The 25,283-nt window shown below is 62.4% G+C and carries 17 protein-coding genes; 11 read left to right on the forward strand and 6 right to left on the reverse strand.

The window, feature by feature from the left end; all coding sequences use genetic code 11:
- Window positions 1-49 precede the first annotated feature (49 nt).
- The gene (locus tag AC0L7I_RS01450; protein WP_473397759.1) at window positions 50-1,033 is read right to left on the reverse strand and encodes an agmatine deiminase family protein; all 984 of its coding nucleotides are present in this window, start codon (window positions 1,031-1,033) and stop codon (window positions 50-52) included.
- Window positions 1,034-1,128: 95 nt separating this feature from the next.
- The gene (locus AC0L7I_RS01455) at window positions 1,129-4,278 is read right to left on the reverse strand and encodes a TonB-dependent receptor (RefSeq protein WP_473397760.1); all 3,150 of its coding nucleotides are present in this window, start codon (window positions 4,276-4,278) and stop codon (window positions 1,129-1,131) included.
- Between the two features lie 261 nt (window positions 4,279-4,539).
- Here AC0L7I_RS01455 and AC0L7I_RS01460 point away from each other — a divergent pair, with 261 nt between their 5' ends.
- Window positions 4,540-6,261 carry an ArnT family glycosyltransferase gene (locus AC0L7I_RS01460; RefSeq protein ID WP_473397761.1) on the forward strand — a complete coding sequence of 574 codons (1,722 nt, stop codon included), beginning with the start codon at window positions 4,540-4,542 and terminating at the stop codon, window positions 6,259-6,261.
- On the opposite strand, the gene msrA is transcribed toward AC0L7I_RS01460, so the two are convergent.
- From msrA to AC0L7I_RS01475, 3 genes are all read right to left on the reverse strand, one after another.
- The gene (msrA, locus tag AC0L7I_RS01465) at window positions 6,255-6,905 is read right to left on the reverse strand and encodes a peptide-methionine (S)-S-oxide reductase MsrA (RefSeq protein ID WP_473397762.1); all 651 of its coding nucleotides are present in this window, start codon (window positions 6,903-6,905) and stop codon (window positions 6,255-6,257) included. The two genes, AC0L7I_RS01460 and msrA, sit on opposite strands and share 7 nt — an antisense overlap.
- Before the next feature lie 158 nt (window positions 6,906-7,063).
- Window positions 7,064-9,121, reverse strand: coding sequence for a penicillin-binding protein 1C (pbpC, locus tag AC0L7I_RS01470; RefSeq protein WP_473397763.1), 2,058 nt, complete (start codon window positions 9,119-9,121; stop codon window positions 7,064-7,066).
- Window positions 9,122-9,125: 4 nt separating this feature from the next.
- Entirely contained in the window at window positions 9,126-14,099 is a 4,974-nt protein-coding gene (locus AC0L7I_RS01475) for an alpha-2-macroglobulin family protein (RefSeq protein ID WP_473397764.1), read from the reverse strand.
- Window positions 14,100-14,269: 170 nt separating this feature from the next.
- Between AC0L7I_RS01475 and AC0L7I_RS01480 the strand changes: the two genes are divergently transcribed.
- The 4 genes from AC0L7I_RS01480 (at window position 14,270) to AC0L7I_RS01495 (ending at window position 16,928) form a co-directional block, all read left to right on the forward strand.
- Window positions 14,270-14,677 (forward strand): YbaN family protein, encoded by a 408-nt coding sequence (locus AC0L7I_RS01480; RefSeq protein WP_473397765.1) that lies wholly within the window; start codon window positions 14,270-14,272, stop codon window positions 14,675-14,677.
- Between the two features lie 5 nt (window positions 14,678-14,682).
- Complete coding sequence (locus AC0L7I_RS01485; RefSeq protein WP_473397766.1) at window positions 14,683-15,456, forward strand: SDR family NAD(P)-dependent oxidoreductase; 774 nt, start codon at window positions 14,683-14,685, stop codon at window positions 15,454-15,456.
- Window positions 15,457-15,610: 154 nt separating this feature from the next.
- Window positions 15,611-16,237: a hypothetical protein gene (locus tag AC0L7I_RS01490; RefSeq protein WP_473397767.1), complete on the forward strand. Its 627-nt coding sequence runs from the start codon at window positions 15,611-15,613 to the stop codon at window positions 16,235-16,237.
- A 19-nt stretch (window positions 16,238-16,256) separates the two neighbouring features.
- Window positions 16,257-16,928 (forward strand): hypothetical protein, encoded by a 672-nt coding sequence (locus AC0L7I_RS01495; protein WP_473397768.1) that lies wholly within the window; start codon window positions 16,257-16,259, stop codon window positions 16,926-16,928.
- A 72-nt stretch (window positions 16,929-17,000) separates the two neighbouring features.
- Here AC0L7I_RS01495 and bioB read toward each other — a convergent pair whose 3' ends face one another.
- Window positions 17,001-18,005, reverse strand: coding sequence for a biotin synthase BioB (bioB, locus tag AC0L7I_RS01500; RefSeq protein WP_473397769.1), 1,005 nt, complete (start codon window positions 18,003-18,005; stop codon window positions 17,001-17,003).
- A gap of 106 nt (window positions 18,006-18,111) precedes the next feature.
- Between bioB and AC0L7I_RS01505 the strand changes: the two genes are divergently transcribed.
- The 6 genes from AC0L7I_RS01505 to AC0L7I_RS01530 all read left to right on the forward strand — a co-directional run bounded on the left by AC0L7I_RS01505 (window position 18,112) and on the right by AC0L7I_RS01530 (window position 25,257).
- A complete protein-coding gene (locus AC0L7I_RS01505; protein WP_473397770.1) occupies window positions 18,112-19,320 on the forward strand; it encodes a BaiN/RdsA family NAD(P)/FAD-dependent oxidoreductase in 1,209 nt (402 codons plus the stop codon).
- 59 nt (window positions 19,321-19,379) lie between these two features.
- Window positions 19,380-20,123: a TVP38/TMEM64 family protein gene (locus AC0L7I_RS01510; RefSeq protein WP_473397771.1), complete on the forward strand. Its 744-nt coding sequence runs from the start codon at window positions 19,380-19,382 to the stop codon at window positions 20,121-20,123.
- A gap of 137 nt (window positions 20,124-20,260) precedes the next feature.
- Complete coding sequence (locus tag AC0L7I_RS01515) at window positions 20,261-21,793, forward strand: 2-isopropylmalate synthase (RefSeq protein WP_473397772.1); 1,533 nt, start codon at window positions 20,261-20,263, stop codon at window positions 21,791-21,793.
- Window positions 21,794-21,858: 65 nt separating this feature from the next.
- Complete coding sequence (locus tag AC0L7I_RS01520; RefSeq protein ID WP_473397773.1) at window positions 21,859-22,452, forward strand: exopolysaccharide biosynthesis protein; 594 nt, start codon at window positions 21,859-21,861, stop codon at window positions 22,450-22,452.
- A 93-nt stretch (window positions 22,453-22,545) separates the two neighbouring features.
- On the forward strand, window positions 22,546-23,685 hold the full coding sequence (locus AC0L7I_RS01525) for an OmpA family protein (protein WP_473397774.1): 1,140 nt from the start codon (window positions 22,546-22,548) through the stop codon (window positions 23,683-23,685).
- Between the two features lie 45 nt (window positions 23,686-23,730).
- Window positions 23,731-25,257 carry a hypothetical protein gene (locus tag AC0L7I_RS01530; protein WP_473397775.1) on the forward strand — a complete coding sequence of 509 codons (1,527 nt, stop codon included), beginning with the start codon at window positions 23,731-23,733 and terminating at the stop codon, window positions 25,255-25,257.
- The last annotated feature ends 26 nt before the right edge of the window (window positions 25,258-25,283 follow it).

The raw sequence follows: 25,283 nt of genomic DNA on the forward strand, positions 1-25,283 counted from the left end.
GGGTCCGAAGGGGGTGGCAAGGGGGGGGATGGTCCAGGCACGGGCCGGATCAGGCGGGTATCTCGCGCGTCATGCAGTGGAAACTGCCGCCACCGCGCAAAATGTTCAATGCCGGCAGGCCAATGATTTTCCGGCCGGGAAACAGCGGGCCGAGCTCTGCGAGGGCGACAAGGCTGAAATGCGCGTCATAGGTCGGCACGAGAACGGCGCCATTCGTGATGGTGAAATTCATATGGCTGGCCGGCACAGGCTTGCCGTCCCCGAAATCGACATGGCCCGGTGAAGAGACGGTCGTCACCATCAGGCCGGCGGCGCGCAGGCCGTCCTCGATGGCAAGCAGGATGTCGGCGTTCGGGTCATCCGGCCCGGTCGGATGCTGGCACAGGACATGACCCGGCGCGATGAAGCGCGCGATATTGTCGACATGGCCGTCAGTATGGTCGTTCAGCAGGCCGTCGCCAAGCCAGATCACCTCGTTTACGCCAAAGGCATTGGCCAGAGCGGCTTCGGCATCGGCTTCGGTCCAGTTGCCGTTCCGGTTCGGGTTGAGCAGGCATTGCCGCGTCGTCAGCAGGCGCCCTTCCCCGTCAACGTCAATCGCGCCGCCTTCGAGCACGATTTCATGGGCGCGCACGCGGATGCCCTCGACACCGGCGACGGCGGCGGCCGTTTCGGTATCGCCGGGCATCAGGTATTTGCCGCCCCAGCCGTTGAAGCGGAACGTCTCGGCCTGCGGCCCGCCGGCACCGGTGGTTATGATCGGACCGGTATCGCGCAGCCAGATGTCGCCGGTTGGTACGTCAACGATCTGCGCGACATCGCCGACAGTGGCGCGGGCCGATTGCGCGGCTTCGTCGGATCCCGCTGCCAGTTTGACTGGCAGGAAGGCCGCGGCCGCACGCACAAAGGCGGCAATATCGCTGCGGGCACCATGGAAATCGCCGCCCCATTCGTCGGCAAGCCGGGGCCAGCCGCACCAGAGGGCGGATTGCGGGGCCCATTCGGGCGGGAGGAAACGCGCTGGTTCAGTCATGGTCGCAGGGCCTTGCCACAGGTTTCAAACAAGGAAAAGGGCGGCCCGCATCGCGAACCGCCCTTCCCCAATTCATATTCCGGATCGCGTACGATCTAGAATTCGTACTTGATACCGATCTGAACCTGCCAGAGCGACTGGTTCAGCGTTTCCTTGCTCAGCGACGTGTCGAGGTTGTTGTAGACGTATTGTCCATTCTCGATCACGGCATTCGCGACTTGCTGCTTGTACTCGTAGCGTACGCGCTCGATCTTGCCGGCATCGCTGTCGAACAGGTTGCCCAGGTTCTCGATGTCGAGGAACAGGTTCGTGCGATGGTTTTTCATCGCACCTGGCAGTTCCTGCTGGAGACGAAGGTCTACAATCGTCGACCAACGGGAATTGTCACCGTTACGTGGCGCAATTCCGCCTTTGTAATCGTTGAGCTCCGACGTCGCAATATAGTCGAAAAAGGCCTGCTGCATGGCAACGTCGCCACCGAACGACTGAGCCGAGAAGAGCGGATCGTTGAAGCCGGTCGGCACGTAGAACGTCGCGCCCGCATCGTCCGCACGGCTCTCGGTGATGCCGAAGACGTCGGCACTACCCGTCGTGTTGAACGTGTAGGTGTAAGGCTGGCCCGAACGACGCGTCGCGAAGAGAGATGCCTTCGTTGCGTAGTCAGCAAAGAATTCCTTCTCCCAGTCGACGCGCATCTTGAACGAATGTTCGACTTCGAAGTTGGACGTCCCTGTCCGCGGCACCTGGTAGCTGTAACGCGGCGTATCGGAATAGTTCGACGTTGCAGTCGACGACGTACCCATGCCGATGTCTTTGACGTCAGCGTGCGTATAGCTGGTGAAGAAGTCGAAATCACCAACAGGCGTTTCCCAGTCATTGCTGGCCGAAACAGCCCACAGGAGCGAATGGCCCTTGTCGACGCTGCCTACAGCCAGCGCTTCCGGTCCGTCAGTGCAATCATAGACAGGACGGCCATCCGGCGATGCGGACACAGGGTCACCGCAACGCAGGTCGTACCAATAAGGCGCATTTTCCAGCTTGTTGTACAGCACGTCAGCCGTCACCAGCCAGTTAGCATACGTATTCACGGCAACGCCGAGATTGGCTTTCCAGGTCGACGGGATCTCGAACGTATTGTCGAGCGCATTGACCGGGCCGTCCGGCGTTTGCGTCGCCAGCTGGTCCTGGAGGTAACCAGGGATGTAATTCCCCGTAACAGGATCCGGCGTGTTCGGAACGGCGATCGTTCCGAAATCCGAAACCGAACCGTTGATCACACCATCATTGGAGTAGCTGTTCGAGATCCAGACGCTTGGCGAACCGCCAGAGAAGCGGCCAACGCCGCCGCGAACCGTGACATCATCGTTGGCGTCCCACTTGAACGCAAAGCGCGGAAGGATGACGTCCAGTCCGTCAATATCATTGGTGTTGGAGAAGCCGTAACGGTTGATGAAGTTCTGGTTCTCGCGGATCTGGCCTTCCGACTCGTAGATGTCGTAGCGAACGCCGAACATGAGGTTCAGGTCGGAACGGATGTCCCAGCTGTCCTGCACATAGAAGGAGTTGTAATTGTAGCCCCAGATCGCCCGCAGGTCGTTTTCATCATTCGTGATGGCGTTGTCATAGGTGACGCCGGTCGCGATTTGGTTCCGCAGGTCGTCAATCGACGCAAAGCGGTAGGTGCCTTCGGAGTTCTGGGCGAAGAGGTTGTCGACGTCGACTTCCTCGCGCTCGATACCTGCCGTCAGGGTGTGGTCACCGTAGAGGTACTCGGCCTTGAGCTTGTACTGCATGAAGTCCTGGTCGAGTTCGTTTCCGTGGCGGAAACGGTCTGGACCAAATGCGATTACCGCACCCGTCGATGTCTCGACGGAACCGAGGAAGAATTCAGCGCCGCTCAGGCTGTCCTGGCCGGTAGCCTGGGTCGTCGAAGCGATCTTGAGTTCGGTTGAGAAGTTCGGCGTCCAGTCGGAATAGAGGTGGCCGATATAGGATTCGACCTTTTCGGACCGGTTGTACCAGGACGAAGGGAAACCAAGATCGGCGCCCTGCAGGAAGTTGTTGCCGTTCTGCTCGACGATGCTCGAGCCTTCGGTCTTGATATAGGTGAACTTGGCACGGTGATCATTGGAGATGTTCCAATCGATGCTGCCGAGAATTTTCTCGTCTTCGACCGGCGGAACACCTGCGAATGAACCGACGTCAAAACCGTAAACCGACGACATGATGTCGGTGATTTCATTGACGTCTGCAGCGGTCACGTCTTCGATATTGACAGCGCTCGAACCGATGGGGCCGCGATTGAGCGCAGCAGCCTGCTCGAACTTGTCGTACGATGCGAAGAAGAAAAGCTTGTCCTTGATGATCGGGCCGCCGAACGTGCCGCCAAAGGTTTTCTCGTCGAACGTGCGGTCCACCGTACGGCTGCCAAGCTTGTCGCCGGCCATCGAGTCGTCGGTCTTGAAGTAGAAGGCCGAACCGTGGAATTCGTTGGTACCAGATTTCGTAACGGCGTTGATCGTGCCGCCGGTAAAGCCGTTATATTCCGTGCCGAAAGGCGCGGTCTCAACCGAGAGCGATTCGATCGCGTCGTACGAGATGGGCGACCGCTGGGTCGGATAGCCGTTGGCGTTCAGGCCGAAACGGTCATTGAGGGCAACGCCGTCAATGGTCAGCGAGTTGAAACGGTTGTTCGCGCCGGCAACTGTCAGTTCTTTTTCGCCGCCGGACTGGACGTTCACGCTTGCGAACGGGTTGAGTTCAGCCGCGTCCGTGATGTCACGTCCGATCGAGACGACATTGTTCAGGGCTTCGATGCCGAGCGAAGTTGCCAGACCATCGTTGGAGAATCCGGTCTGAAGCTCGTTGGCCGTCACAACAACGGTCTCAAGCTTGCGCTCGCTGGAAACCGTGAGGTCGAGCGCATAGGTCTGGTCAAGGCTGATAAAGACGTCCGTGACGGTGAAGGGCGAGATGTCGGCGCCGGAGACTTCGACGGTGTAAGGGCCGCCAACGCGCAGGCCGCGCGCGGAGTAAACACCGTTGGGTCCGGTAACAGCCGCAGAAACGGTGCCGGACGGTACGTGCGTGACGACGACAGTAGCGTCAGCCACTGCTGCACCTTCAGAATTTGTAACCTGTCCGCGAATGCTGGACGTTGTAACCTGCGCGGAGGCGATGCCCGCGACGCTGAGCGCGAGGGCGGAAACCGCCATGCCGCGACCGAAAGTGTTCCAATTCATCATGATATTCCCCTGATGCAAATGTGCCCCCGACCTTGAAACCTGAGCAAGGCCGGCTAGCGGTCGCTTACTCCCGCTGGATGACGGATTAGTGACAAGTTTTTAACAGTTCAACGGAGCACCCCGTGAATCCTGTCATTCGATTTGCTGCGATGCAAAAAAGCCACGGTTTGGGCCCGCAAGGGGCAGGACTTGCCTGAATTGGGGGCTGTATTCGACGGACAGTGCGCTGCATAAGCAGAGAACGTATCAAGGTGAGACGACATGGCAGGCCTGAAACACGAATCGGATTCGGCACTTCTCCGCGCAACGCTGCTCGGCCTGGGCCTGCTCCTTGTGCTGCGAATCGGGTTTCTCATGGCCGCCCCGCTGAACCTCTATGCCGACGAGGCGCAATACTGGCGCTGGGGCGAAACACTTGACTGGGGCTATTATTCCAAGCCGCCGATGATCGCCTGGGTGATCCATGCGGTGACGAGCCTGTTCGGCAATGAAGAATGGGCCGTGCGTCTGGCCGCGCCCTTCCTGCACACGATCGGCGCCGTATTCCTGTTCCTGCTGGGGCGCGCGATGTACGACGCACGCACAGGCATGTTTGCGGCGTTCGGCTATGCGCTGATGCCGGCCGTGATCCTGTCATCCGCCGTGATCTCGACCGACGGGGTGCTGATGCCATTCTGGTGCGCCGGGCTCTATGCCTTCTGGCGCCTGCGCAGCGGCGAAGGCCGCTGGGCCAGCGCCATGGGCCTCGGCGTCGCGCTCGGCGCGGGCTTCCTGTCGAAATATGCGATGCTCTACTTCCTGATCGGGATTGGGCTGGCACTGGCGCTCGACCGGGATACGCGCAAGGCGCTTGTCTCGTGGCAGGGACTGGCCGCATTGCTGGTTGCCGCCGCCATCTTTGCGCCGCACCTCGCCTGGAACGCCGCCAATGATTTCAAGACCGTCAGCCACACGGTCGACAATGCCAATCTCGGCGGCGACCTCTTTCATCCCGCCCATGCGCTGGACTTCCTGGTCGACCAGATGGGCGTGTTCGGCCCGATCAGCCTGATCTCGCTTGTCTTCGGCCTGTTCGTCATGCGGCGGTCGGACTACGGCCTGATGGGGCGCGACCGCTGGCTGCTCTGCTTTGTCGTGCCTGTACTCGTGATCATCCTGGTTCAGGCCGTCATCTCACGCGCCAACGCCAACTGGGCGGTGACGGCCTGGCCCGCAGCGAGCGTACTGGTGGCGGCCTGGCTGATTCGCGCCGAACCCAATCGCAGCCTCTGGTTCTGGATTGCGGGCCTCACTTTCGTGGCGTTGCTTCTGACGCCAGACCTCAATCTCTGGCTGCGCGTGATCATCGGCGGCGCGATTGCCGGTGGAATGCTCGGCTTTGGTCATTTTCAGGCCTATCGCCCGGCTGGCCTTCTATGGACCAGCCTTGCCGCTCATGCGCTGCTGGCGATGTTTTTCGTCACGGTCGCCCTGTTGCCGGCTCACATGTCCACAGAACTCGGTTTCGACAATGCGCAGAAGCGAACGCGCGGTTGGGACATTGCGGCGACAGACGTGTTCGAGAAGGCGGCTGAGCTGGGCGCGACATCCGTGCTCGTCGACGAGCGCGAAGTCTGGCACGGCCTCGACTATTATGCCCGCAACCGCACAATGCCCCTGCTCTCGTGGCGACGCTATGGCGTGCCGAAAAGCTTCTCGGAATCTGCCCCACTCGCCCCGCCGCTGGACGCAAAGGTGCTTGTCGTCTCGTTGCATGCGGAAATGCGCCCGATGCTGCGCAGCGACTTCAAGTCATTCGAATCTGTCGGAGAGATCGTGATCCCGCTCGGCACGCGCGGCAATGGCTGCCCGTTGGCGCGGCGGTTCCATCTTTATGCAGCGTCAGGTTTCGCGCCAGACCTGCATGATGATGACTGGGAAGCGCGCCACCGGGGCCAGTCTGAATTTCCGGCGCCCCCCTGCCCCTCGCCAAAGGATCAGTGAGCGGCGGCGCTGTCGCCCCAGAGCTTCTTGACCCGGGCGTCACGCCCGCAAGACGCGCGATAGTAGCGGTACTTGAGCGGGTTCTTCTTGTAGTAATCCTGGTGATAGTCTTCGGCAGGCCAGAAGGTTTCGGCCGCGATCACCTTTGTCACGACGGGTGCGGGCAAGACGCCTGAGGCATCCACAGCGGCAATATCAGCTTCGGCGATTGCCCGCTCGTCCGGGTTCACCACGAAGATGGCGGTGCGATAACTCTCGCCCTTGTCGCAGAACTGGCCATCGGCATCGGTCGGATCGACATGGTGAAGGAAGTAGGAAACGAGATAATCGTAGGATACGACGTCCGGGTCGTAGGTGATTTTCACGGCCTCGTAGTGACCGGTGTTTTCGTGACTGACCTGCTTGTATGTCGGGTTGGCAACCTGGCCGCCCGTATAACCCGATACGGTATCGATGACGCCGTCGACCTTGTCGAAATCGGACTCAACGCACCAGAAGCACCCGCCGGCAAACACGGCCGAAGACAAGCGCTTGGGCACCTCATTGGTCGGCCTGTCCTGCTCACCCGCGCTGGAAATGAAGGCAAGGCCGATAGCCGCAATACCGGCGACAATGGCGACAAACGGGGCGGAACGGGTACGCATGACAAACTCACTCAACTGATCGACGGTGGCCTGACGAGCCGTCTACAGCCACATATGGGACAGACGCTGCTGTCGAAAAGGCCGCAACCGCACACTTAACAAACTTGTGTTGATCGCGTGTTGTCGCGGCGTGTCGAAAATGAGGCAATGCCGTGTTCTCAGGCAGGCCCGGTGAGCACACGCACGCGCACGCGGCTGGCCCGGCCTGCAGCATCCACTGCAGTCACCGTGTAGAATCCCTCGCGCGTGGGCGTCCAGACAGGCGCGCCGGCATCATCGACGTCGCACGGCGCGCCGTCGACATACCAGGACAGCTCGCCGTCGCCGCGCCCGGCCAGTACGAAGCCGCGCGCCGGGGCGCCGTCGACCTTGCCAGCCCAGAGTTCAGCCTCGCTCGGCGGGAACAGGATTTGCGGCGGTGCGGCTGCCGCGAAGTCGCGCATCGCGCCCCGTGATTTCAACCGCTTCTCGGATGTAAGCCGCCCGCGCGCCTCGCCCGTGTCGCGCAAATGGTGCGCTGCCCGGTCGGCAATCTCGAACAGGATCGGCAGTGCGGCGTCGCCTCCGGTCACACCGGGGCGCGGCGCACCGTCGGCCCGGCCAACCCAGACAATGATCGCCAGGTCGCCCGCCACACCGGCCGCCCAGGCATCACGGTAGCCATAGGACGTACCGGTCTTGAATGCGATCTGCGGCGCGTTTTCCGTCAGGCGGCCCGGTACGCGGCCCACTGGTGTCGGGCCGTTTTGCAGGATGCGGACAATCTCGTCGGCGCTGGCCTCGCCCATCAGGCGGCGGCCGGGCCGCTCATGGGTCGCGGCTTCCTCATCGGCGCGCCAGACCAGCGGCTTGGCCACGCCCTTGTCGCCGAGTGCGGCATACAGCACGGCCAGCTCACGCGCGGTGAGACCCGCCCCGCCCAGCGCAATCGCAAGCCCGGCTTCATGGCTGGCCGAGCCCGCAATCCTTGGGCTGGCGCCGGCCAGGGCCAGTTGTGCAACGAAACGCTCTGGCCCGACCTTGTCGAGCATCATCACGGCCGGCACGTTCAGCGAGTGCTGCAGCGCGTCCGAGACCCGAACATCGCCCCGGAACATGCGGTCGAAATTTTCCGGCTGGTAGGCAGCAAAGCGTTTCGGCAGGTCCGAGATCAGCGTGTCCGGCGCGGCCGTGCCGTCGTCGAACGCCATGGCATAGATGAAGGGCTTCAGCGTCGAACCCGGCGAACGCGCCTGCGCTGTCAGGTCGAGCCAGCCGCCCGGCCGATCGCGCGAGGCCGACCCCGCAATGGCCCGCACCGCCCGCGTCGGAATGGACACGACCAGCGCCGAAACCTGGACATCCGCCCCGCCAGCCTCGGCCTGCGTCAGGGCTATCCGCTCGACTTCTGCCTGCAGGCCCGCGTCCAGTGTCGAGTGCACATCGCCGCGCGGCCCGCTGGCCAGCGCCTTGGCCGTGCCGTGCCAGGCCCGGTCCGGGAACTCACGGCGTCGCCCCGGCACGCCGGACGCGGCGACATCGGCCACGTCTGTCTGGGAAAACACGCCATAATTGGCCAGTTTCGTCGCAACCCAGTCGCGGGCCCTGGCTGCATTTTCCGGGTGGCGGTCGGGGCGGCGCGCCTCGGGCGATTGCGGCAACGCGATCAGCAGCGCAATTTCGTCGTCCGACAGCCGGTCCGCCTCATGGCCGAAATAGCTCCAGCTTGCCGCGCGCACGCCTTCAAGATTGCCGCCATAGGGCGTGAGCGTCAGGTAGAGCGCGAGTATTTCGTCCTTTGTCAGGCGCCGTTCGATCTGGTGCGCCCGGACAATCTCGATCAGTTTCGACCCGACATTGCGATCGCGCGGCTCCAGCATGCGCGCCGTCTGCATCGTGATTGTCGACCCGCCGGACACGACCCGGCCGGACAGCGCCGAATCCACCGCCGCCCGCACCATGCCCAGCCAGTCGGTGCCATTGTGCCGCCGGAAGCGCTTGTCCTCGACCCGGACCAGCGCGTCGATGAATGCCGGGTCGATCTTGTCGAGGTCGCCATGGAAACGCCAGCGTCCGTCATCTGTCGGGAACGCCCGCAACGGCTTGCCCGCCCGGTCGGTGACCATGGCTGAAATGGCGCCTGCCCGTTCCAGCGGCGGCGGCAGGACCGTATCCAGCGCAAAGGCTGCGCCGGCAAGCAGGGCAAGACCGGCAAGGAGACGCCCGGCTGGCCCCATGCGCCTACTTGCCTCCCGCCGTCGATCCCGGTGCACCGACAATCGTCACGCGGCCAGCAGTCGAGCGCGCATAGACGGCTGGGCGATACATGTCTTCGGCCACGACGCCCGGCATCGCGAACGATCCCGGTGTCACGGCCCGCACGACATAGGCCAGCGTCACCGGCTCGCCATAAACATCGACAGCCGCGACGAAGCGATCATCCTGCGCCTGTTGCGATTGCGCATCGGCAATCTCGCCGACAAAGGCGAACGCGCCAGAGGACTCGCCCTTGCGGCGGCCGTCTGCCGGACGCAACACGGTCTCGATCTCGAAGCCGGCCGGCAGGAGATCGGCGATGATGACCGGGTTCAGGCGGCGCTCGAGCGGTGTTGCCGACACACGCACAACCAGCTGGTCACCCTGGTTGACCCTCGACAGGTCCACGCGGCCACCGGTCATGGTATAGAACGTCTTGTCGGTCTTCAGCTTGGACGAGGCCGCAGGCGGCGCCTTTTCCGGTGCACCGGTCACCAGCACCGTGCGGAACATGGGCGCCTTGCCTTCGAGCTTGAACGTCACACCCGAGGCAACCTGGGCCTCTGAGATGAGGTACTGGCGCTCATTGTCATTACCGCGGCCAAGGCCTTCGACGATGAGGCGGAACGCATTCGCACCCTTGTTGAAGTCGTTGACGGCCAGAAGAATGAACGCCTTCTCCTGCGTCGTCAGCTCGTCCGCATCCGGCACATCCTTGCCAAGCCGTTCGGCAAGGCGCGCGACAAGCGGGGCCATGTCCGCTTCACTTGCCAGCGCCATGACACCGGCCACGTCACGCAGGGGCGTCTGGTAATAGTCGCCGCTATTCTTGTAACCGAGCGCTTTCTCGGCCGATTCAAAAGCCGAGTTCGCTCGCGCCCGATCCCCCATATAGGCGAGGCCCGCACCGATATGCGCCCGGGCCAGCGGGCTGTCGATATTGGGCAGCTCACGGTCGTGCAGGTAGCGAAGGCGGGAAATGTCCGCCTCCCCGGCCTTGGCCAGGACATAGAGCGCATAGGCTGACGCACGGAACATCATCTGCTCGGCCGTATCGTTGGAATACTGGCCTTCATAAACATCCGTATCATAGCCGTAGACACGCCACTGGTCGCCGGTCGAAACAGCACGCAGGGCGCCGTATGCCCGGTCGAGCGCCTCGTCGGGAACCGAATAGCCTGCCGCCTTCGCCCGGTAGATGAAGTCGGTCGAATAGGCGCCGAGCCATGGCGAGGCATAGCCGTCACCTTCTCGCCACAGGCCGAACGCCCCTTCCGATCCCTGACGGTTCAGGATGGTGTTGACGGCCGTCTGCACGCGGTCACGCGCATTGTCGCGAGACCCCCGAGCACCCATCGCCACCAGCTGCTCGGAATAGAGCAGCGGCATCGCCCGGCTGACCGTCTGTTCAGTGCAGCCATAGGGATAACGGTCGAGCGATGCATACAGGGTCGCCGGGTCGACCGGGATGCTGGAAAATCCAACCGTCACGTCAACCGAACCGGGCACGTAACCGGCCAGCAGTTTCGGATCGACCGAATATTGCTGGCCCGGCTGCATCAGCACGCTGGTCGAACGGGTTTCCGGCAAATAGGGCGAGCGGGTCTGGATGTCATACGTGTGCTGGACCCCGAAATTGTTGGGGCCTGTCACCGCCATGCGCACCTGCGAGATGCCTTCATTCTTGGCATCGACGCGCACCGGCGCATCCGAACGCTTGCCGGTTTGCAGGGTACGGATCAGTCGGCTTTCGGCTACCTCGATCGATCCGGCCGCAGAAATCTCCGCCGTGAACTCGCCTGCTGGCAATTCGACATTGTCGATGCTGGCCGTCAGGAACGCCTCGTCGCCGGGTGCCATGAAACGCGGCAGGATGAGGTCAGACGGCGCCGCATCGCGGACCGTCATGCTGGCTTCGCCTTCGCCGAGCCCGGTCTTCGACCAAGCCACCGCCATCAGGCGCAGCTCGCCATTGAAGTCCGGCATGTCAAAGCGGACCTTGGCCTTGCCTGAGCGTCCGACCTCAACCAGGCCGGAGAACAGCGCCACCGACTTGGTGGGGACAACTGTCAGGCCTTCGCCGCCAAGCTGGTCGCCGCCGGTCCGCACTTCAGCCGGCAGGCCCATGTTGGGATCAAGCAGGCGCCCATAATCGTCATACTGTTCAATGCCGAGTGCCTTCTGGCCGTAATAATACGCAACCGGATCCGGGCTCTGGAATTTGGTCAGTTGCAGGATGCCTTCATCGACGGCGGCAAGCGTCAGGAAGACAGGCTCACGCGGGCCACCGCCGAAATCGACTTCGATCACCTGCTCGCCGCGCGGACGGGCCACTTTCGGCGCATCAAGCGTCAGCGTGAACGTGCGCGAATCCATGTTCACCGGCACATGCACGACGCCAACGGCGCGGCGCGGCTTGGCCTGCAGGACAGGGTCACGTGCCGTGTAGACATTGACCATGACATAGGCGCCTTCGCCCCATTCATCGGAAACCGGCAGGCTCACCCGTGTGCCGCCCGCAGTCACATTGAGATTCTGGACCGAGAGCACCCGGTCGGTTGCGACAACGATCTGCGCCTGTCCGTCATAGGGCGGAACGATTGTGATCTCGGCTGTCTGGCCCGGGGTCGGCGACTTTTCAGGGCCCGTCACGCGAACGCGATCAGGTGCCTCGACGCCATCGTCTGACACGCGACCACCCCAGCCGACATAGAAATCGTCGCTGGCGGCCGCGCCGACATTGACGCCTTCTGCTTCGACCACGAGTTCATGGCTGCCCCATTCGAGGCCGCTCACCTTGATCTCGGCGGTCCCGCCGGTCGTGGTCGACACCACGCCCTCATTCACCTTGGTGACCGTGCGCGACCGGCGCCAGCGCCATTCCTCTCCATCCCGGTACCAGTCATAATGGTAGTCGATGGCCAGCATTTTCCAGGCCAAGCGCTGCGCCACGGCGGCGCCGTCGGCATTCACCGCTACCACCTGGAACACCGAGTCCCCGCCTTCCTCGACGGATTCATCGAAGCCGGGCTTCAGGCCGACATAGAGGTTTTCGGGCCGGTACGGCACGCGCACGCTGTCGGTCACCGCACGCCCGCCGGGCTCCAGAACGCTGACCACGGCATTGATGCGCAACGGACGCCCGGCATTGCTGCCCGCATTGCCCGGCGCGAGACGGACAATGGCGTCCCCTGCCCCGTCTGTCGTCTGGTCAGGCAGCTCGATGATGCGTTCCTCGAAGGTCGTGTCATGGCGCCCGAACGCAAAGCCGTCAAAGGCCGGGAAAGGGTTCGGTTGTGGCTCGAGCCGGGCTTCGGCCTTGACCGTCAGGCCCGCACCAGGCGCGCCATAGAGGAAGCGCGAAGCGACGGAAATTTCCCGCGTGCCGGCAAGTTTCATCGGTGTCTTGTCGTCCGTCTTCAAGTCCACGGCGATGCGCTGGGGCACGAAGTCTTCGACAGCGAATCGCGCCGCTCCGGATGCCTGGGGCAGGCCGTCTATTTCGATCACTGCGCGCCACTGGCCGCGCGAAGCCCCCTTGGGCAGGTCGAAACTGTTCAGCACGGCGCCGGAATCGGGATCGTCGAACCGGATTTTTTCCGCAACCAGACCATTCGGGCGATAGATGACGAGATTGCCAGCGCGGTCCTCCACCTGGCGTCCAGCCCGATCACGCAACAGCGCCGAAACCTTGACCGCTTCACCGGGACGATAGATCCCGCGATCTGTATAGACATACGCATCGACAATGCCCGGCGTGCGCCGCCCGCCAACCGCATGCTCCGACAGGTCAACCGGTGCCCGCGTCAGGTCCAGCGCAGCGAGTTCGCCCTTGGCACTGAAAGCCAGCACCATTTTCGGCGCCATGTTGCCGGCGCCATTGGTGAGCGGCTTGTCGAATGCGACACGCCCCTGCTCGTTGCTGCGCGTTTCAGCGAGGATTTCATTGTTCATGGCCACGAGCTGGACCGTCGTGTCCGGCACAGGCTTTCCGTCCTGCAGGGACCGCAGCGTGATATCGAGCCCGTTCTCGCCTTCATAGGCCGTGATCGCCAAGTCAGTCAGCATGATCCAGCGGCTGGACGATGCGGGTGGGCCATCCTGCGGGCCGAGTTTGGCCGCGTCGGTGATGCGCACATAATAGGCGCCCGGCTCCATCGTCGCAATCACGTCCTGCAACGGGAAAATCGACACGATCGGCGCATTTTGTTCGGCGGCAATGTCCATCGTGCCCGACCAGATTTCGGCCTCGACATCACTCGGGCTGTCATTGCCCCAGGAATAGGAATAGCGGCCCTGCGCGGTGGTTTCGCCGGCGGTGATGCTCTTGAAGGCCAGCGCACGATCATTCACGCGCGACACGCTGATATTCACCTTGTCGACGTTCACGGTTTCGATCGGCAGGCCGTCGGCATCCTCGCGCGGCAGGATCACGCCTGCGCCCTTGAAGCCCACATAAGGTGGCCTATCGGCAAAATCGATCGGCACGGTTTCTTCGCGCTTCAGCGTGCGCCCATCGGCCGCCGGCAGGCCGGACAGGATCGTCGCGGTGCGGCTGGTGCCGAAGGTCAGGCCGCCAATGCAAAGCTCGCGGCCCTCGACGCTCAGCGCCGGACGGAAGGCCGGACGAAAATCGACATAAGGCGAATAATCGGTCTTCGGGTCGAGTGCGGCCGAGAAGACGAGACAGGCCAGCGGCTGCTCGCCGCTCATGTCGATGCGATAGCGGAAATAGGAGAATTCCTGTTCCTGTGCTTCACGCGCCTTCTGTCGGCGCTGTTCGCGCTGGCGGGCGGCAACCTGGTCCTTGGGGGCACGCTGGACAACTTCGCCAGCGGCGCTGACTTCGTCGGACGTCTTGCTCTTGCCGCCGCCTCCACACGCCGCGACGAGCCCGAAAAGGATGGCCGCGATGACGATCCGATACTTGCCCCGCGTGCCCGTGATGAACTGCGACATGAACCTCTCCTCGGTTTTCTTTCAATATCCATACACTGGTTGGCCGCGGCACCAACAGGGCGCGATTGGGTCAATTCGAAGGAATATTGCGTTTTCGTCGTCGCTCGAAGGCGGTGGCGTCACGAATATCAGCCTTGCCAGTCGCTGCGCGGCATCCGATGTAGGCTCGCATGTGGGCCTGGCGCATCCTTGGCATGATCGCATTCGCGCTGGGCGCGATCGGTATTGTCTTGCCGATCTGGCCGACGACGATTTTCTGGATTGTTGCGGCCCTTGCCTTCGCCAAGTCCAGTCCGCACTGGGCGGACTGGATCTATGCCCGGCCTGGCCTTGGCCAGCCCATTCGTACTTTCGTCGAGACCGGCCGCATGAACATGCGCAGCAAGTCCGCCGCCCTCGCCGGCATGGCCCTCGCCGCCGCCGGGACGATCTACATCTTCTGGAACCGGCCCTGGACCATGGCGGCCAGCCTCGGGCTGCTGGCGCTCGGCGCCGCCTTCGTGATCAGCCGGAAGCCGCCCTTTGCCTCCGAAGATGAAACACCTAAGAACACCAGCAAAACACGACAGGGAGAGTAAACGGCATGGACCTTAATCTGAAAGACAAGGTGATTTTCGTCGCTGGCGCCAGCCGGGGCATCGGTCTTGGCATAGTCGAGGCCTGCCTCGCAGAAGGTGCAAAAGTCGCGATAGCCGCACGCGGCGGCGACGCACTGGAAGAGCAGCGCAAACGCCTCGCCGGCATCTATGGCGAAGACAAGCTCTGGGCCCGTGCCGGTGACTTGCGCGACAGCCAGACCATCGACTCTATGATCGAGGCCATCGAAACAGACTTCGGTCCGCTCTGGGGCGCTGTCGCCAATGTCGGCCTGCACCCCTGCCCGCCCGGCTTCGAAGTGGACGACGAGACCTGGGATGGCGGCATCAGCCAAAATCTCGATTCCGCCTTCAAGCTCGCCCGCTCGGCCCTGCGCAAGATGACCCCGCGCGGCGAAGGCTCCGTCCTGATGATCACGTCCATCGCTGGCCTCGGCGCCCTCGGCACACCGGTGACCTATGGCACCTCCAAGGCCGCAATGAACCATCTCGCCAAGGAACTCGCCCGCGTGGCGGGTCCATCCGGCGTGCGTGTCAACGCGATTGCTCCGGGTAATATCATCTTCCCCGGCGGAGACTGGGAAACCCGCTCCGAAGGCGAACGCGGCGCAGCTTGGAATAAATGGATTCGGCGCGAAGTGCCTCTCCAGCGGTTTGGCAAGCCCGACGAAATCGGCTCGGCCGCCGCCTACCTGCTCAGCCCGCTCGCCAGCTTCGTCACCGGCGCCGTCCTGCCCGTCGACGGCGGCCAGACCAAATAGACAGCAAGCCTGCGCAACGGCATCTGACCCAAATGTTTCGTTCTTCGGAACCTTGGTTGGACAACAGTTTTTGCCATGCTTGGCGGGTGGATCACAATCAGCTTGACGGACAAAAAACGCACCTTTAGGTTGCGCTTATTGGGAGGGGCTTTTCATGCGATCTGTTATTCCCGCAGTGGCTGTCGCCGCTGCGTCAGTGCTGTTCGCGCAATTCGCCAACGCTGACAAACTGGAAACCCTCGGAGCCTTTCCGATTGCTGCCCTGAACGTCAGTGTCGACGATGCCGACAGTAAATTCATGGTTGTATACGAGCGCATGGGCGAGACGGGAACGGCCGCTGTACTCGGCGGCATAATTGGTGCCGGGATAAATTCCGCTATCAATGCAGATCAGGACGCAGGCCTTGCCGAGCCCTACAAGGTGGCGGCTAGTGCGCTTGATCTCAAAGAAATCGTTGAAAGCAACATCCGGTCGACCTTAGAGGCCAAGGGCATCGATCCGAATACCGCACCAGATGTTGCGAGCCATCTGCTGCGCGTTGAAATCAAGGATTGGGGCCTTCTGCGAACCTCTTTCGAGGGCACCGAACTTTCTACATTCATGAAGCTTCATCTCGTCATGCGGGATGGAAAGGTGAAGGTCTGGGACGTTTACCAGAAAGAAGTCGGCAAGCAGGCCGACATCATCGAGAACATCACGCCGGAAACCCTTTCCGCTGCGATGGAAAAGCTCGCAGCAAAATCCGGCAAGCGGGTCGCCTACGAAATCATTTACAGATAACCAGATAAAAGGAAACGCCATGTTCAAGCCAGTCTTGATCGCCTTTGCTGCACTGTCGCTTTCAGCGTGCGCAACTGGCACAACAAATCTTACGCTCGGCCTTGCAGACGATGCCGTTAAGCCAGCCCTCCTTGCGGAAACCTCGCCGGAAGTGCTGGTTCTCAAGCGAGTGGATGACGCTCGCATTCCAGCGGAAAACTCGCGAATTGGCGACAAGCGCAACGGTTATGGCATGGTGATGGGCGCAATCGGAACGAATGCAGCGCCGACGGAGACGGTCGCAGAAGTCATCACCAAGACTCTCAAGGCAAACGGCCATACGGTCACCGACGCCTCGGACGGTGAGTCGCTTGAAATTTCGGCGGAACTGACCCGCTTCTGGCTCGACTACAAGACGGGACTGGTGACTGTCGAATTTTTCGGTGATGTCCAAATCAATTTTTCCCTGACTGACCCGGCCAGTGGTGAGGTTATCTTCAGCGACAAGTTCAAGGGCTACTATTCCGACAAGACTGGTGGCGGCCTGAGCAAGACATGGACCCGCGTGATGGATGCAGCCCTTGCCGACCTGTCCAAGGAAATCAGCATGTCAGCCGAGCTTATGGAGGCGCTCGACGAGCATGAGCGGGCCGCAGAAACAGCTGCCGAAGCCGTAAAAGAGCCGGTCGCGGACGACGAAGCCGGCGCCTGATCGCAGGCATCACTTCTGACGATTAAAGGCGATTCCGGACCAAATCCGGAATCGCCTTGTTTCCAGACTGCCTCAGCTGCCGATCAGCGTGGTCGTGCGGCGCGGGCCCTTTTCCATCTCGGCATGACCGGCGGCTTCGAGGCCCATGGCGCTCATCAGGGCGTGGTCCTCGTCGCCGTCCGGATTGTCAGTGGTCAACAGGCGGTCGCCGACAAAAATCGAGTTGGCACCCGCCAGCAGGCACATGGCCTGGCCTTCCTCGGTCATGCCTTCACGGCCCGCCGACAGGCGCACCCAGCTTTTTGGGAACACGATACGGCAGACCGCTATCGCGCGCGCCATTTCCAGCACGCTGACCGCCGGGCTGTTGCCCAGCGGCGTGCCTTTGATCGGCACCAGCATGTTGATCGGCACGCTTTCCGGATGCGGCGTTAGCTTTGACAATTCGTGAATGAGGCCGATCCGGTCGGCCCGGCTCTCACCCATGCCGAGAATGCCGCCGCAGCAGAGCTTCAGGCCCGCGCCGCGCGCCCGGCCCAGCGTTTCGAGCCGGTCGTCATAGGTTCGGGTCGAAATCACAGTGCCGTAATATTCCGGAGAAGTGTCGAGGTTGTGGTTGTAATAGTCGAGGCCCGCATCGGCGAGCGCTTCGGCCTGACCCGCTTCCAGCATGCCGAGCGTGACGCAGGTTTCGAGGCCCTCGGCTTTCACTGCCTCGATCATCGCGGCGACCTTGGGCAGGTCGCGGTCTTTCAGGCTGCGCCAGGCTGCACCCATGCAGAACCGGTCAGCGCCGTTTGCCTTGGCCCGCCGGGCCGCATCGACCACTTCGCCGAGCGGCATGAGTTTCGAGGCCTCAAGCCCGGTATCGAAATGCGCTGATTGGCTGCAATAACCGCAATCCTCGGCGCATCCGCCTGTCTTGATCGACAGGAGCTGGGATTTCTGGACCTTCCCGTCCGGCCAGTTCTCCCGCTTCACGTCCAGCGCCTTGCCGATCAGCGTGTCGAGTGGGCCTTCATAAAGGGCTTCGATCTCGTCACGGGTCCAGTTATGGCGCGGCTGTGTTGCAGTCATGGGGCAGTTTCCTTGCGGGAGGGGCAAACGGGTCGGCACCTGCTAGCCGCCAACTCGCGGGGGATCAAGCTTGCGCCCCGGGGGCCGCCTGCGGCATAGGCCTGCCATGCCAGACGCGCTTCCTTCTTCCCATTTTGACGCCGTCGTGCTCGGCGCGGGCGCGGCCGGTCTTTTCTGCGCCGGACGCATGGGACAGGCGGGGCTGAGGGTCCTCGTCATCGACCACGCGGCAAAGCCTGCCGAGAAGGTGCGGATTTCCGGTGGCGGGCGATGCAATTTCACCAATACCCGAACCGCGCCTGATCGGTTCATTTCGGAAAACCCGCATTTCGCCAAGTCCGCCCTCGCCCGCTACACGCCGGACGATTTCCTCGCGCTTCTGACGCGCCATGGCATCACGTGGCATGAGAAAACGCTTGGCCAGCTCTTTTGCGACCAGAAGTCCGGCGCGATCATCAAGGTGCTGCTTGACGAGCTGGAGTCGGGCGGCGGTGAATTGCGCCTCGGCACCGAAGTAACGTCCGTTGCCCACACCGATGGCCTGTTCACGGTGGAAACCTCCGTCGGTGCGTTCACCGCTCCGAAACTTGTCGTCGCCACCGGCGGCCTCTCCATTCCCAAGATGGGCGCGACCGGCCTTGCCTATGATATTGCCCGCCAGTTCGGCCATGACATCATCCCGCCCCGCGCCGCGCTCGTGCCGTTCGTGTTCACCGGAGCCGACCAGGAGGACTTCGCCTCGATCTCTGGTGTCGCCTGCGATGTACGGGCCAGCACAGACAGAGCGGCCTTTGACGAAGCCATGCTGTTCACCCATCGCGGCCTGTCAGGTCCCGCGATCCTGCAGGTCTCTTCCTACTGGTCACCCGGCGAACCCGTAACGCTGAGCCTCCTGCCAGGCACCGACATTGGCGAAACCCTGAAGGCCGCCAAGCGCGACCGGCCGATGCAAACACTCGGGTCTGCCCTGGAAGGCCTCTTTGCAAAACGGCTCGCAGAGCTGGTCCTCAAACGGACGAACCACCCCCCTGCCACCCGCCTTGCCGACACCTCCCACACCACGCTCGACGCCCTTGCCGCCACCCTCACTCACTGGGTCGTGCGACCTGCGGGAACCGAGGGCTGGCGCACGGCAGAAGTCACAGCCGGTGGGATAGACACGTCGGGACTGTCCTCCAAAAACATGGAGAGCCGCAAGGTTCCAGGACTCTATTTCATCGGCGAATGCGTCGATGTGACGGGCTGGCTCGGCGGCTATAACTTCCAGTGGGCCTGGGCGAGCGCCGCCGCCGCTGCGCAGGGCGCCTCTGCGTAACAAAAGCATTGCAACAGACTGCTTGACGCAAGGCGGCACTGGCCGCATGCGATGCGATTATGAGCAAGACTGAAAAGACAGCCAGCCAGCCGGCCCGCCGGACGCTGATCCTCGGCGCCAGCCTGCTGGGCGCCGTGCTTGTCATTTTCGTCATGGGAAAGCTTGGCCTTCTGCCCCGTGCAGACACGCTCAACGCCTGGATGGAAACCGTTGCCGGCAGCCCATGGGGCCTGCCTGCGCTGATCCTCGTCTTTTGCGTCGCAGCCTTTCTCGGCGTCCCGCAATTCGCCCTGATTGCTGCAGCCGTCGCTCTTTTCGGCCCCTGGCTAGGTTTTGCCTATGCGTGGATTGCCAACATGTTTTCGGGCTCACTCACCTTCTGGATCGGGCGCATGGCAGGTGAGCAGGCTTTCCGGCGGTATGCCGGCGCGACTGCGAACAGGCTGGCCGCCTTTGTCGGCCGTAACGCCCTTGCGACCAGCGCGCTCGTGCGCAATGTCCCGACCGGTCCGTTCATCATGGTCAACATGGCCTTTGGCGTCAGCACCGCGAAATACCGCGACTTTGCGATTGGCATGGCGGTCGGCATCCTGCCCAAGATCGCGCTGATCGCCTTTGCCGGCCAGAGCCTGTTTGCCGCGCTAAAGGGCAATCCCGGCATCGCCATTCTGGCCGCCTTCACCGCAGCTGCCATCTATGCCGCGATCGCATTGTATGCCCGGACACGGATGGCACCCAAGGGGCAATCTGTTCCCCTGATCAGCGACCCGCCGGTTGACACGGGAACGAAACAGGATGATTAAAAGCTCCATGTGGAAGAATTTGCCTCTCAGCCTCCTTCTTACCGGCCCCTGGCCGGAGCCGTCTGCCTAGAACCGGCAGTCGCGCGGCCAGGGGAATGCTTCAAGCCTCCTCACACTTCAATGCAGAGCCGCAAACCATGACTTCCAATCCTCATATCCGTATCTTTGACACAACCTTGCGCGACGGCGAGCAATCGCCCGGCGCGTCCATGACCCATACCGAAAAGCTCGAACTGGCGAGCCTGATGGAAGACATGGGCGTCGACGTGATCGAGGCTGGCTTCCCTGCTGCCTCGGACGGTGATTTTGCCGCCGTCAGCGCCATCGCCGCCCAGTCGAAAAGCGCCATCATCTGCGGCCTCGCCCGCTCCACGCCTTCGGACATAGAGCGGTGCGCCGAAGCGGTGAAGCACGCCGCCCGCCCGCGCATCCATACGTTCATCTCGACCAGCCCGGTGCACATGAAGCACAAGCTGAAAATGGGCGCGAACGCGGTGCTCGAAGCCGTCGGCCGATCAGTCGCCCAGGCGCGCAACCATACCGACGATGTCGAATGGAGCGCCGAGGACGCGACCCGCACCGACTTCGACTTCCTGTGCAAGTGCATCGATCTTGCGATTGCGTCAGGTGCCACGACGATCAACGTGCCCGACACGGTCGGCTATTCGCACCCTGACGAATATGGCGCGCTCTTCCGCCGCCTGATCGAAAATGTTGCAAACTCCGACAAGGTGATCTGGTCAGCCCATTGCCACAATGACCTCGGCCTCGCCGTCGCCAACTCGATCTCGGCGGTTGCCAATGGCGCCCGCCAGATCGAATGCGCCATCAATGGCCTCGGCGAACGGGCGGGCAATGCGGCGCTCGAAGAAGTCGTCATGGCGATGAAGGTACGCGAAGACAGCCTGCCCTTCTCCACCAGTATCAATCCGGCCTACCTGTCGCGCGCCTCGGCCATGGTCAGTCGCATCACCGGCTTCCCTGTGCAGTACAACAAGGCCATCGTGGGCAAGAACGCATTCGCGCACGAAAGCGGCATCCATCAGGACGGCATGCTGAAAAATGCCGAGACTTACGAAATCATGAAGCCGGAAGATGTCGGCGTCGCGAAAACCTCGCTGGTCATGGGCAAGCATTCAGGCCGCCACGCCTTCCGCGACAAGCTGGAAAGCATGGGCTACTTCCTCGAAGGCGACGCGCTGAACGATGCCTTCAAACGGTTCAAGGCCCTGGCCGACAAGAAAAAGCATGTCTTCGACGATGACATCATCGTTCTGGTCGACGACCAACTGGCGGCCGAGGGCGAACGGATCGTGTTCAAGCGCCTGCGCGTGGTCTGCGGCACGGATGGCCCGCAAACAGCCGAAATCGATCTCACCGTCGATGGCGAGGAGAAGTTCGCCATTGCCCGCGGCAATGGCCCGGTCGATGCCGTATTCAACGCGATCCGGCAAATCGTGCCGCATGACGGCAAGCTGGACCTCTACCAGGTCCATGCTGTTACTGGTGGCACCGACGCTCAGGCCACCGTCTCGGTTCGCCTGAATGGCGAAGGCATCATGGCGACGGGGCGCTCGTCGGACCCTGATACACTGGTCGCCAGCGCCAAGGCCTACCTCCATGCTGTCAACAAGCTCGAAGCCCGCAAGGCCAAGCGCAAGGCAGCTTGAGGAACCAAACCATGCCTCACGCGATTCGGGTGTGCAGACACTTTGGATCGCGTTAGGAAAACGGCATGGCCAACGTACACAATCTCGATTCGCTTCTGGCGAGCCTGACCGAATGCACCTCCGGTGAGGAGGTGACAGTACGCGACATGTTGGACGCCGTCGGGCGTCGGTCCTATGGACCCATCCTGCTGCTGCTCGGCTTTATCGCAGTCACGCCGCTGACGATCATTCCGGGCACCAGCTGGCTTGTCGCGCTGATCACATTGCTGATCGCCGGACAAATCGTGATTGGCCGGAAATTTCCTTGGGTACCCCGGCGCGTATTGGACATAACCTTTCCGCGCGCCGCCTTGGTGGCCGGAGTGGAGCAGACGCGCAAATACGTCCGGCCAGTCGACCGGGTGCTGAAGCCGCGGCTCGCCTTCCTGTCCGGCCCCCCTTTCATTGCGCTGGCCGCGCTGGTGTGCGTCGCCGCCGCGCTGGTAACATTCCCGCTGGGCCTGTTCCCCTTCGGCCCCCTCCTGCCGGGCCTGACCGTACTATTGTTCGGACTGGGCCTGACGGCGCGCGACGGCTTTGTGCTAGTCGCGGCGGGCGGCGGGCTTGCTGGCGCTGTCTGGCTGCTTTTCCGCGTGTGGTCTGCCCTGCCATTCGGGTGAAAACCGAAATTCCCGTATCAGGACAGTTGGCTTGCACCGCTTCGTCCCGGCCTGTTACATGCCCGGGCGCAGAATGCGCCGGGACCGCGGAAAATGACCAATCTCAGCTATTCAGAAGAAAGGACCGTGACGACCCGCGTCCGTCGCCGGTCCGCGCATCATATGCCGTTTATGCCGTATGGCGCCGTACCCCTATTCGGCCTTCTGGTACTGCTTTGGATCGGCATGGGCCCGTTTGCGAAGCACATCATCGAACAATCCGCCATCCGGTCCGCTGAACAGACGCTGGCTGCCAATGGTGCTGATTGGGCCCGGCCTGTCGTATCCGGCCAATGGGTGTGGCTTGAAGGCCAGCCACCTACCCGCATGGAAGGCGAGCAGCTCACTGCGCTGATGCGCACCTCCCAGACGTCGACCTGGCTGGGCCCTGCAGAACCGGTCACCCGCGTGTTTGCGAGGTTCGGAACGCCAGTTATCTCCCCCACCGCAACCCGGAAGCCTGAATGGACGTTTCGGCTGGACGAGGGGGAGCTGAGCCTCATTGGTATTGTTCCAAGCGAAACAGCTCGCAGCTCGCTCGTCGCCGCAGCCAATGGCCTGATCGATCCTCCGCGCATTGCCAGCGTCGCGGATTTGATGACAGTCACTCATGTTGCAAACGATCCGGCCTATGCCGCAGTTGCGCTTAAGGGAATTCGTGCGGTCGGCCGTTGTGATCGCGGTGTTGCGACGTTCCTGAACGAAGAATTTTCGTTGCGTTGCGAACTGCCGCAATCGGGCGTTTCCGGTCTCCAGCAAGTGATCGCCAGCCCCCAACCCATCGGTCGCCTGGGAAACATCGACATCCTGCCGAACGAGGCCGTCACAACGTGCGAAACGTCACTCTCCGAGCTGCTTGGAACCGCGCAGATACGGTTTGCCCCATCAAGCGCGGCGATCGATCCCGCCAGTTCCGCCCTGCTCCAGTCAGTTGCAGATGCGGCGAGCGGATGTCCCGGCACGCTGCGAATCGAAGGCCACACAGATAGCATGGGCAGCGCGAATGCGAACGAATTGCTGGGTGATGCCCGCGCCGAGGCTGTGCGCGATGCATTGATTGCGCGTGGCGTTCCAGCGGAGCGCCTGCTGGCCGAAGGGTTCGGCGCCCGCAGGCCAATAGACGACAACAGCACTGCAGAAGGACGCGCGCATAACCGGCGGATCGAAATTCGCGTCGTCCGTGCATCCGATTGACCCCAGCCGGGCATTCGGGCTCTTTTGACTTAGCGAGTTTATATCATGTGGTTTCTTCTTATTCAGATCTTCCCCCTTCTGCTGCTGGCGGCCGTTCTCGGCGCCGTGCTGGCCTATTGGTGGCTGAAAAACCGGCAGGAAGCCGTCACGGAGTCATATGAGCGGGTTTCCGAAAAGCTGGAGGCGCTAGGCGCGCGTCCTGAACCGGCTGCCCGGGAAGACTATGAGGCTGGCATGGCGCTGATCTCGTCGGCTGTCCGGTCCCTGCGTATGCCGGATATGGAACCCGTCACCCAGCGCCTGTCCTCGGTCGAAAGCGCCATTTCCGGGTTCACCGTGCCGGAAACCGATCTCGGCCCGCTTCAAGGCAAGCTGGACGCCGTTGAAACCAACATTTCAGGCCTTGATGCACGTCTTTCGCAACTCGATAGCCGACTATCCGAATTGAACAGCGCCCTGTCGTCCGTCTCCGGCGCAGTCGGAGGGCTCAGCAATACAGACCTGTCGCCCCTGGAAGGCCGGTTCGGGAAGATCGAGGAATCGCTCGCCGCCATGAAGGTTCCTGAAGTCGACCTCGGCCCGTTGCACAGCGGTCTCGCCCGTCTTGACCTCACCATTGCCGGCCTGGACAGGCCCCAGACCGATCTCGGTCCGGTCCAGGCCCGCCTGTCGGAATTCGAAAGCCGTATCGCCCTGCTCGGCGACCGTCTTGAAGCGGCCCAGAAACGCGATTTCGAAAAACTGTCATCTGAAATAACGGGTGTCGCCTCAGGCATTTCCGGTATCGAAATGCCGGACCTCGGCTCGATCTACCAGCGGCTGGTCAGCGTTGAGCACGCGATAGCGAACTTCACTGTCCCTGAAACGAACATGACACCGCTCTACGACCGGCTGGCGGCACTCGAAGAATCATTGGCGGCCATGCGCTCCAGCCTCCCGGGCGCGCCCGACCTTACACCTTTCGAACGGCGCATCGCGAGCCTTCAGGAAGCCTTCCTCACGCAGACCCCCACAGACCTGTCGCCCGTCCTGAGCGCGGTCCAGTCCATAGAGGGAAGTCTCGATCTCGAGGCCATGGAAAATCGCCTCAATGCGATCGAATACGGTCTCGCCGCGATCCATCACACGCTGCGCGCCCGCCCGGATTCCAGCGCCGCCCGTGCGGAGCGCGAACCGAAGACCCGGACGACGACGACCGTTGCACGGGCGCCAGCCGTTGAGCGCCGCGCTCCACCCGCCATTGTCGCGCCTGCCCCGCCACCTCCCCGCGACGTCGATCCCATCAACACCGCTCGCCGTGAAGATGACGAGGCGAACCTGCTCGTCGAAGCGGCTTTCGGCGACCCTGACGAGCTCGAGCGGATCAACGGTGTCGGCCCAATGTTGTGCGAGCTGCTGCACGAGGTCGGCGTGTTCTATTTCTGGCAGGTCGCCGAATGGAGCCCGCAAGACGTCAAATGGGTCGACGACAAACTGATGCACTTCAAGGGCCGTATCCAGCGCGACAAATGGGTCGACCAGGCACAGAGGCTCGCCGCCTTGCCGGACGCTGCGCGGCGGCCGGGATCGTAGGTAATTTCTCCACACGTCGCTTGACA

The sequence above is a fragment of the Hyphomonas sp. J20-32 genome, from assembly GCF_055808555.1.

What these genes read in the sequence shown, in the direction of transcription:
- pbpC (WP_473397763.1), bottom strand. Translation starts at nt 9,121, where the DNA reads ATGGGGCCAGCCGGGCGTCTCCTTGCCGGTCTTGCCCTGCTTGCCGGC.
- AC0L7I_RS01515 (WP_473397772.1), top strand. Translation starts at nt 20,261, where the DNA reads ATGACTTCCAATCCTCATATCCGTATCTTTGACACAACCTTGCGCGAC.
- AC0L7I_RS01505 (WP_473397770.1), top strand. Translation starts at nt 18,112, where the DNA reads ATGCCAGACGCGCTTCCTTCTTCCCATTTTGACGCCGTCGTGCTCGGC.
- AC0L7I_RS01525 (WP_473397774.1), top strand. Translation starts at nt 22,546, where the DNA reads ATGACCAATCTCAGCTATTCAGAAGAAAGGACCGTGACGACCCGCGTC.
- AC0L7I_RS01460 (WP_473397761.1), top strand. Translation starts at nt 4,540, where the DNA reads ATGGCAGGCCTGAAACACGAATCGGATTCGGCACTTCTCCGCGCAACG.
- AC0L7I_RS01455 (WP_473397760.1), bottom strand. Translation starts at nt 4,278, where the DNA reads ATGATGAATTGGAACACTTTCGGTCGCGGCATGGCGGTTTCCGCCCTC.
- bioB (WP_473397769.1), bottom strand. Translation starts at nt 18,005, where the DNA reads ATGACTGCAACACAGCCGCGCCATAACTGGACCCGTGACGAGATCGAA.
- AC0L7I_RS01480 (WP_473397765.1), top strand. Translation starts at nt 14,270, where the DNA reads ATGTGGGCCTGGCGCATCCTTGGCATGATCGCATTCGCGCTGGGCGCG.
- AC0L7I_RS01450 (WP_473397759.1), bottom strand. Translation starts at nt 1,033, where the DNA reads ATGACTGAACCAGCGCGTTTCCTCCCGCCCGAATGGGCCCCGCAATCC.
- AC0L7I_RS01485 (WP_473397766.1), top strand. Translation starts at nt 14,683, where the DNA reads ATGGACCTTAATCTGAAAGACAAGGTGATTTTCGTCGCTGGCGCCAGC.
- AC0L7I_RS01520 (WP_473397773.1), top strand. Translation starts at nt 21,859, where the DNA reads ATGGCCAACGTACACAATCTCGATTCGCTTCTGGCGAGCCTGACCGAA.
- AC0L7I_RS01490 (WP_473397767.1), top strand. Translation starts at nt 15,611, where the DNA reads ATGCGATCTGTTATTCCCGCAGTGGCTGTCGCCGCTGCGTCAGTGCTG.
- AC0L7I_RS01475 (WP_473397764.1), bottom strand. Translation starts at nt 14,099, where the DNA reads ATGTCGCAGTTCATCACGGGCACGCGGGGCAAGTATCGGATCGTCATC.
- msrA (WP_473397762.1), bottom strand. Translation starts at nt 6,905, where the DNA reads ATGCGTACCCGTTCCGCCCCGTTTGTCGCCATTGTCGCCGGTATTGCG.
- AC0L7I_RS01495 (WP_473397768.1), top strand. Translation starts at nt 16,257, where the DNA reads ATGTTCAAGCCAGTCTTGATCGCCTTTGCTGCACTGTCGCTTTCAGCG.
- AC0L7I_RS01510 (WP_473397771.1), top strand. Translation starts at nt 19,380, where the DNA reads ATGAGCAAGACTGAAAAGACAGCCAGCCAGCCGGCCCGCCGGACGCTG.
- AC0L7I_RS01530 (WP_473397775.1), top strand. Translation starts at nt 23,731, where the DNA reads ATGTGGTTTCTTCTTATTCAGATCTTCCCCCTTCTGCTGCTGGCGGCC.